The following is a 9,651-nucleotide window of genomic DNA, read 5'->3' on the forward strand; positions in this document are numbered from 1 at the left end:
AGCGCAATTTTTTACAGCAGGCATTGCATTTTGCCGGAGCGATTCTCGCGTTGCGTCAGCAGGCGGGTGCGAGTGTGTGGCAGGGGTTAAAGCAGCGCACCGCGCAGCGGTTGGAACGCTGGTTTGGCGAGGATTCCTGGCGTGGAAAAATTATCGTTGCGCTACTGCTGATATTGGTTGTCGCACTGTTCGTGCCGCTCGACTACCGCGTGTCAGCTGATGCGACTTTGCAGACCACCGAGAAATATTTAGTGGTGTCGCCACAGGATGGTTACTTAGGAAAAATTAATGTGCGTCCCGGTGATAGCGTAAAAAAAGGTGCAGCACTGGCACAATTAAATGATGAGGACTTGCGCCTTGAACGCCAAAAATTGGCGAGCCAGGTGCAGCAGTATCGTCAGGCTTACGACACAGCGCTCGCCAATTCCGATCGTGTAGAAGCTGCCATTGCCGATGCACAAATGGATCAAGCCAGCATTCAGTTGAGGTTGATTGACCAGCAGTTGGGGCGCACACAATTAATTGCCCCAATGGACGGCATTATTGTGTCTGACGATATTTCGCAAACCCAGGGCGCGCCGGTAAAACAGGGTGATGTGTTATTTGAAATCGCGGCAGCGCAAGGTTTTCTGGTGCAGTTATTTATTGATGAGCGCGATATTGCAGCTGTGCAATCCGGTCAGCAAGGGCAGGTGAAATTCTCAAGCTTGCCCAACGATGTATTTGCTGTGCGCGTTAAAAGCGTTACACCTATTAGTGAGGTGCGCGAAGGGCGCAATTATTTCCGTGTGGATGCTGAGTTAATTCAGGAATTGGATGTGTTACGCCCCGGCATGACCGGCACTGGCAAATTAATTGCTGGCCGCCGCGCATTGGGCTGGATCTGGTTTCACGATCTGTGGCACTGGCTGCGGTTGACGCTCTGGTGATCCGCTTATGACTGAACCTCAAGCGTCTAATAGCAATCCCGTATGGCAGCGGCTGGAATCGCTGCGCCCATCACTGCCGCGCCACATCCATATCCAGCGGCGTGATTACAATGGCGAGCGCTGGTACATCCTGCAAGATAAAAGCAATGGCCGCTTCCATCGTCTTACTCCCTCGGCATGGCGCTTGATCAGCTCGATGGATGGGCGCAATTCGCTGAGCCAGGTGCTTGCTTCTGCAGCACATGCGGAATTTTACACTTCCGAGGATGAAATCCCTACGCGCGACGATTTAATTCATCTGCTGCAATATTTGCATGTTGCGGATTTGTTGGTGTGCGATCTGCCACCGAATACCCAGGAATTATTTGCGCGGCGTGAACAAAAAAAACAACAGCGCTGGTTGCGGTTGTTGATGAATCCACTCACCTGGAATATCCCGCTCGGTAATCCTGATCGCCTGCTCGATAAATTAATGCCGGTCGCGCGTTTGCTTGCATCGCGCCCTATGGGGATTGTGTGGCTGCTCGTGGTTGGCTATGCGCTCTTGCAAGTGGGCGTGCACTGGACACAGCTCACCCAAGGGCATTTGGACCGGGTGTTATCGCCGTCGAATTTATTTTTGCTCTGGTTAACCTATCCCTGTTTTAAAGTGCTGCATGAATTGGGGCACGGTTTATTTACCAAAGTCTGGGGCGGGCAAGTCAACGATTGCGGTTTGGTTTTTGTTGTAGGCACACCCCTGCCGTATGTCGATGCCAGCGCGGCGACAGGTTTTCAATCCAAGCGCCACCGGTTGATGGTGGGCGCTGCGGGAATGGCGGTGGAATTATTTTTAGCCGCGCTCGCACTTTTGCTCTGGCTGCAATTACCCAATGGTTTTCTGCGCGATTTTTTATACAACATCATTATTATCGGCGGTGTGTCTACGCTGTTTTTTAATGGCAATCCGCTCATGCGTTTTGATGGCTATCATCTGCTGACCGATGCATTTGATTTACCCAATCTTGCCACCCGCGCAAATCAACAATTCAGTTATTTATTGCGCCGCTATGCCTATGGTGTGAGTGGTGTATTTTCACCGGCAGTCAATTATCGCGAAGCGGTGCTGCTCACGAGCTACAGTGTGGCGGCGTTTGCGTATCGCTTATTTATGTTGTTTTTTATTATTTTGTTAGTGGCGAATTATTTTCCGACACTAGGGTTAGTGATTGGCTGTTGGTTATTGTTTTTCCAATTGTTGTGGCCCGCGCTCAAAGCACTCAATTATTTAATGAGCGATAAACAATTAGCCAGCAAACGTACACGCGCACTGGGTGTGACCGGGGCAGGTGCAGCGCTGGCGATTTTGTTGTTGGTCGCTGTCCCTATGCCAATGTCAACGTCCGTTGAAGCTGTACTTTGGTTACCGGATGAGGCGCGGGTAAAAGTGGAATCTAGCGGTGAGGTGGCGCAATTGTTAGTCGCAGATGGTGCGACTGTTGAACAGGGGCAGGAACTGGTGCGCTTACATAATCCGGTGTTAGTGGCGAATTTGGCCGTACAACAAGCCCATCTGCGTGAGTATGAAGCGCGCTATCAGCAGGCATGGGTTGAAGACCGTGCCCAGGCGCAATTGTTTGAGCAGGACATCAATGCCATTAAAGCTGAAATCGAATTATTGCAAACCCGCGTTGTTAATCTGGTGGTGCGCAGCCCTTCCAATGGCATTTTACGGATTACTCGCCAGTATCATCTGTCTGGTAGTTTCTTGCGGCAGGGCGATGAGTTTGGGCTGATCGAAAAGCCCGATAAAGTGCGTGTTCGCGCTGCGCTCTTGCAAGATGAAGTAGGCTTGGTTCGCCAAGCCACAGCGGGAGTTAGCATCAAATTTGCCAGCAATCCGCTGCAGAGTATCAAGGCGGAAATGGCACAGGATATTCCGGTTGCAACCCGGGAGTTACCCAGCCAGGTATTGGGCGCACAGGGTGGTGGGCGATTAGCGGTGGACTCAACCCACCCTTCCGGCACTCGCGTGAAAGAAGAGGTGTTTTTGCTGGATCTGACCCTGAATGATTTTATCCAATCCGGTCGTTATGGCGAACGCGCCTATGTGCGCTTCCAGCATCCGGCGGAACCTCTGGCCGCGCAGTGGTACCGCGCATTGCAGCAACTTTTCATACGCCATTTTTCGTAACCTGTTTTTTTGCACTATAGTAATAAGCAATATGTATTTTTATAGCGCCTTAATATTTTTTAGATGGATGTAGCATGTATAAATTTCCCGTTTTTTCACTACTGATTGCCTTGTTGGGCAGTGAGGCATTTGCGCAGACTCAGGAGCCTGCGCAGCTTAATTGCCGCATTGAGCCCTCCGTCGTGGTGGAGATGAGTAGCGCGGTTGAAGGTGTTATCAGCGAGGTATTGGTCGATAAAAATGATGTAGTCAAAAAGGGCGATGTGGTTGCGCGCCTGGATGCCGGGTTGGAAGCGGCAACCGCAGAATTGCGCCGCGTACAAGCCGAATTGACCAGCGATGTGCAGGCTCAACAGCTGGCTGTTGAATTCAGCGAGCGAGCACTGACCCGGGTAAAAGACTTGTACGAGAAAAAAGCCGCATCTTTTTCCGAGCTGGACAAACTCAAAACCGAGCATGCTATTGCACAGCAGCAGCTGCAACAGGCACTTGATCGTAAGCGGCAGGCTGAGTTGGAGCATAAGCGAGCGCTGGCCGACTTGCAGCGACGCACACTGGTTAGCCCTATTGATGGTGTTGTGGTTGAGCGCTTGAAAGAACCGGGTGAGCATATTGATTTTGAGCCGGTACTCAAATTGGCACAACTGGATCCACTGCGTGTGCAGGTGTTTGCCCCCGCGAGTATCTACGGCAAAGTCAAAGCTGGTATGACTGCCAGCGTTTTGCCAGAGCTGGGTATTGCCGACCGGAGTTATACCGCTGAAGTGATTCTGGTTGATCAGGTAATTGATGGGCCGAGTAATACCTTTGGAATTCGGCTGTCATTTCCCAATCCCAATAATCGCCTGCCGAGTGGATTGAAATGCCGGGTCAGTTTTGACGGCGTTACTCTGAATTTGCTGGATACCCGCAGTTTGCCTTAAGGCTATTAAAACCAAATTTTGTTATTTGGTTGGGATATAGATTATTTTTGTATGAGCTGCAGTATTGTGGAAAAATGTGCCAAAATAATTAATTAGAGTATTTTTTGAGCAGTTCTGTGCTTTGAACGACGGAGGCTATGAATAAATAGCGATTCTAGTAATAGAGAAAGACGATTTACCGATACCTGATGTACCTGCTTGGTTTATCTAGGTGTCGCGTTAAATCAGGTTTATGCAGAGGTAAGTACCGCTAGGGTTTGGCGGATGCGCATAAATCACAAGGATGCATTGGTTCTTCACCAGTCCTTAAACCCAAAACGAAACATTCGATATTCATGTCCAGACCACCGCGTCATCGCCGCCCGTTAATCGAAGCGCTTGAGCCAAGATTACTTTTTTCCGCTACGGCGGATATAGCCGTTTTTGATGACGGGGCTTCCGATGGCCAGTATTTGGCAAATGCAGCCGACCAAGTAGATTTAGTCAGCATTTATATGCCATCTGAGCCACTCGTCATGGATAGCCAGACGAGCGATATTGAGCCCCAGGCTGACCTTCCTTTAAGCGAAAATCCTACGATTACCACGGTAGTATTTGTCGATACGGCCGTCGATAACTACGAAACCCTGGTCGAGGATATTCGTGCGCGCGTTGATGATGGCTCTGTCGCCATTGTGTATCTGGATTGCACCAAAGACGGTGTCGCCCAGATTAGCGATTATCTCGCCAATGCTTCGGGCCTTGGCGCGATCCATGTGATTTCGCACGGCGTGGCCGGCAGCCTCCAGCTCGGTAGTGCAGTCGTCAACGAACACAATATTGCGCAGTACGCTGGGCAAATCGCGGCTTGGAAAGCGGCAATGGGCGAAGACGCCGATATTCTGTTGTATGGCTGCAATCTGGCGGCCAACCAGAGCGGCCTGAATTTTATCCGCCAGTTAAGTGATTTGACTGGCGCTGATGTCGCCGCCAGCAATGATTTGACCGGCAATAGCCGCGTGGATGCGGATTGGGTGTTGGAAGAAAAAGTTGGTGTTGTTGAAACCCAGTCGCTGTTTGCAGCTAACGAGCCGATGGAATGGCAGGGCGCGTTAGCTGATGTCGTTTACGTCAATATTGCCGCCGCCAATAATCAGGCGACGATTAGTAGCACTAACAATGTTGGCCAGTCATTCCAATATGGAGGCGGTAACTATACGGTTGACCAAATTGGCATCCAGTTGCTGAAAGACCCGGGTGCGGCGCTACAAACTATTACTGTGGAGCTGCGCAATGACTGGCACGGCGCGATCTTGGCCACTGCCAGTATTTCATCGGCCGTCCTTACCGATACCTTCCAATGGGTGAATTTTAATTTTGCCGAGACCAATTTAACCACCTTCACCACCTATTGGATCCGTATCAGTTCAACCGGCACCGATGGGCTGGTAAAGACGGCTTACGAAATAGGTAACACTTTTAACAATGGCGTCTACCTGGAAAACGGCAATGGTGATGCCGGGCGCGAGCTGGCCTTGCGGATCGCCAATAGCGATGGCATTAACGCCGCCCCCACGGTCGCCAATACCGTTCCCAACCAGAGTGTGACTGAAGGGACTGCACTCAATTACAGTTTTCCCAGCAATACCTTTAATGATTCCGATGGCGACAATCTGAGCTACACCGCCAAGCTCACCAACGGCGATCCTTTACCGGCGTGGCTGCAATTCAATCAGGCGACCCGTACATTCAGCGGTACCGCCGATGACGGCAATGTGGGCACCATCAGTATCCGCGTGACCGCTTCCGATGGTAATGGCCAAGCTGTCTTTGATGATTTTGACTTAACGGTCAATAACCTCGCTGAAGCACCTTTTGTCGTCAACCCGATTGCCGATCAGGTGGCCTCCGGTTTTACCCCATTCAGTTATCAATTCCCGGCCTTTAATGAGGCCTCGCCGGTGTTTGCCGATCCGGATGTGGGTGGCTCAGTGGTCAGCTACCGCGCAACCCTGGCCGATGGCAGCCCTTTGCCCGGTTGGTTGAGTTTTGATTCGGCCAGCCGCACCTTCAGTGGTACACCGACCAATGGTGACGCGGGTACTATCACCATCAAGTTGTATGGCACTGATAACACTGGTCTGGAATCGGTAACGCCTGATCAATTCAACATAGTTATCTCGGCAACCGCCAACGACGCTCCGGTCAATACGGTGCCGGGTGCGCAATCGACCAATGAAGACACTGCGCTGGTATTTAATCTGGCCAATAGCAACCGCATCCAGATCGCTGATGCCGATGCACTCTCTGCCAGTGTGCAGGTGACGCTGAGTGTGTCCAATGGTGTGCTCACCTTGGGCGGTACGGCGGGATTGTCGTTCACCACGGGCGATGGCAACAATGATGCGACCCTGGTATTTACCGGCACAGTGGCCAACATCAATACCGCCCTCGCCACACTCACTTATACGCCAACATCCAACTACAACGGTGCCGATACCTTGAGTATCGTGACCAATGATTTGGGTAACTCGGGCACTGGCGGCGCCAAAAGTGATAGCGATACCGTCGCTATTACAGTCAATGCAGTTAACGACGCGCCGGTGAATACAGTGCCGGGTGCGCAGACCGGAACCGAAGATACTGCGCTGGTGTTCAGCGCGGGCAATGGCAACCAAATCCAGATTAACGATACGGATGCCGGTGGCAGCAGTATGCAGGTGACCCTATCGGTCACCAACGGCACCCTGACTCTGGCGGGCACAGCAGGTTTAAGCTTTACCACGGGCGATGGCACAGCCGATAGCAGTTTGGTATTTAGCGGTACACGTGCAGCGATTAATACCGCACTTGCCACGCTCACGTTTAATCCAACCGCCAATTACAATGGTGGGGCAGTGCTCTCGCTGACTACCAGCGACCTGGGCAATACCGGTTCAGGCGGTACTTTGACTGATACCGATAACGTCAATATCACTATCAACCCCGCCAATGATGCACCTACCGTAGCTAACGCGATTGCTAACCAAAATGCCACTGAGGATGCCGCATTTAATTTTCAATTTGCCGCCAATACGTTTAATGATATCGATGCGGGTGCCACGCTGGTCTATTCAGCGCAACTTGCCGGCGGCGGTGCACTGCCGAGTTGGTTAAGTTTTAATGCGGCCACACGTACGTTTAGCGGTACTCCGTTGAATGCCAATGTCGGCACCGTATCCATCGATGTGATTGCAAGCGATGGCAACGGCGGCACAGTGACCGATACCTTCGACATAGTGGTCGCCAACACTAATGATGCACCCACAGTCGCCAATGCCATTCCCAATCAAAATGCAACGGAAGATGCGGCTTTTAATTTTCAATTTGCTGCCAACACCTTCGCCGATCAGGATGCAGGCGCGAGCCTGACCTACAGTGCGCAATTGGCGGGTGGTGGCGCCTTGCCTGCATGGTTAACTTTTAACGATGTAACGCGCACTTTCAGTGGCACACCGGCCAATGGCGATGTCGGCACACTATCGGTCCGTGTGACTGCGAGTGACGGCCTTGGTGGCACCGTGTCCGATACCTTTGATATCGCCATCGCCAACACTAATGATGCTCCAACGGTCGCCAATGCCATTCCCAACCAAAATGCGACTGAAAATGTTTTGTTTAATTTCTCGTTTGCGGTCAATACGTTTAATGATCAAGACACAGGTGACTCACTCACTTATAGCGCGCAATTGGCAGGTGGTGGGGCACTGCCTGGATGGTTGAGTTTTGATTCAGCCACACGCACATTTAGTGGAACGCCCGCTAATGGTGATGTGGGCAACATCACTATCGAGCTCATCGCCAGTGATGGCAGTCTCAGCGTCTCTGATTTTTTTGATATTGCTATCGGTAATACAGATCAGTCACCGTTTTTGGTTACGCCTATTCCCAATCAAAATGCCACGGAAGATGCTGCCTTTAATTTTCAGTTTGACATCAATACCTTTGATGACCCTGATGTTGGCGATACGCTCACCTATGCCGCGACTATGGCTGATGGTAGTGCACTTTTGCCATGGCTGAGTTTCGATCCGGTAACCCGCACGTTTTCCGGTACACCGGCAAATGGTGATGTAGGAACAATTTCTATCAAAGTGACCGCCGCTGATAATGATGGCGGTGCGGTGGCTTCGGATACGTTTGATATTGTTGTCGCCAATACAAACGATGCACCGACAATCGCCAATGCCATTGCCGATCAAAATGCAACGGAAGATTCCGCGTTTAATTTTACCTTTGCCGCCAATACATTTACTGATCAAGACGTGGGTAATACGCTGACTTACAGCGCGCAACTCGCTGGTGGTGGTGCACTGCCGGCGTGGTTAAGTTTTGATTCGGCGACCCGCACGTTTAGCGGCACACCCTTAAATGCTCATGTTGGCGCTGTATCGATTGATGTCATTGCAAGTGATGGCAACGGTGGTTCGGTAACGGAAACCTTTGCAATTGTGGTGGCCAATACCAACGACGCACCGACAGTCGATAACGTTATTGGCGATCAAAATGCTACACAAAATGTTGCATTTAATTTTCAATTTGCCGCCAATACGTTTTCCGATATCGATGGCAACCCTCTGAATTATTCCGCACATCTTGCTGGTGGCGGCGCACTGCCGGCGTGGTTAAGTTTTGATTCTGCAACGCGCACTTTTAGCGGCACACCTGCGAATGGTGATGTGGGAACTCTCTCGATTGATGTGACTGCCAATGATGGCAACGGCGGGACTGTCACTGAAACATTTGATGTTGTAGTGGCGAACGCAAACGATGCGCCCACCGTTGTTACCACTCCGACGGATTACAACGCCATTGAACAAGTCGCCATTAATTTGCATGGCACAGGTATCAGTGTGGCTGATGTCGATGGTGATGCGTTAACCATCACTCTTACCGGACTACATTCGAATAGCAATCTTGCAGCAACTGTTGGAACGACGGGCGTTGTCATTGTATCGGGCGTCAATACCAATACCCTGATCCTCAGCGGCACAGCAGCACAACTTAATGATTTGTTTGCGGGAAATAACGGCAGCACGCTTACTTACCGGCTCTCGGGTAATACCCCGGTTGCGAGCGATACGCTCACTATCAGCGCGAGCGACGGCAGCCTCTCGGGCAATGATACGGCGACAATTAACATCACGGCAGTAAATGACGGCCCTGCCAATACCGTACCCGGTGCGCAAGCGACCAATGAAGATACGGCGCTGGTGTTCAGTGCCGGTAATGGCAACCAAATCCAGATAGCTGATCTTGATGCGGGCGCCAGCGATCTGGAGGTCACCCTCTCGGTTACCAACGGCACATTAACGCTCGCGGGCGTGGCTGGTTTGACATTTACTACGGGTGATGGAACCGCTGACAGCAGTTTGGTATTTCGCGGAACCCAAACCGATATTAATGCGGCATTGGCGACGCTAACGTTTAATCCTACGGCGAATTTTAACGGCGCTGCAGTACTGACTATCACCACCAGCGATTTAGGTAATACAGGTACCGGAGGCACGCTCACCGATTCCGACAATATCAATATCACCATCAATGCTGATAACGATGCGCCCACCGTTGCCACACCCATTCCCAACCAGAATGCGACTGAAGATGC

4 protein-coding genes are annotated in these 9,651 nt (G+C 51.2%); all 4 read left to right on the forward strand.

Annotated elements, in window-relative coordinates; all coding sequences use genetic code 11:
• Positions 1–929 (forward strand): efflux RND transporter periplasmic adaptor subunit (locus ACWA6V_RS11160; protein WP_449522553.1); only part of this gene is annotated, 929 nt, incomplete at its 5' end.
• A gap of 7 nt (positions 930–936) precedes the next feature.
• Positions 937–3,102: an efflux RND transporter periplasmic adaptor subunit gene (locus tag ACWA6V_RS11165; protein ID WP_449522554.1), complete on the forward strand. Its 2,166-nt coding sequence runs from the start codon at positions 937–939 to the stop codon at positions 3,100–3,102.
• Between the two features lie 74 nt (positions 3,103–3,176).
• Positions 3,177–4,025: an efflux RND transporter periplasmic adaptor subunit gene (locus ACWA6V_RS11170; RefSeq protein ID WP_449522555.1), complete on the forward strand. Its 849-nt coding sequence runs from the start codon at positions 3,177–3,179 to the stop codon at positions 4,023–4,025.
• 335 nt (positions 4,026–4,360) lie between these two features.
• Positions 4,361–9,651, forward strand: a 5,291-nt coding sequence (locus ACWA6V_RS11175) for a putative Ig domain-containing protein (protein WP_449522556.1), incomplete at its 3' end; no start/stop codon positions are given.

This window comes from Cellvibrio sp., from assembly GCF_053579595.1.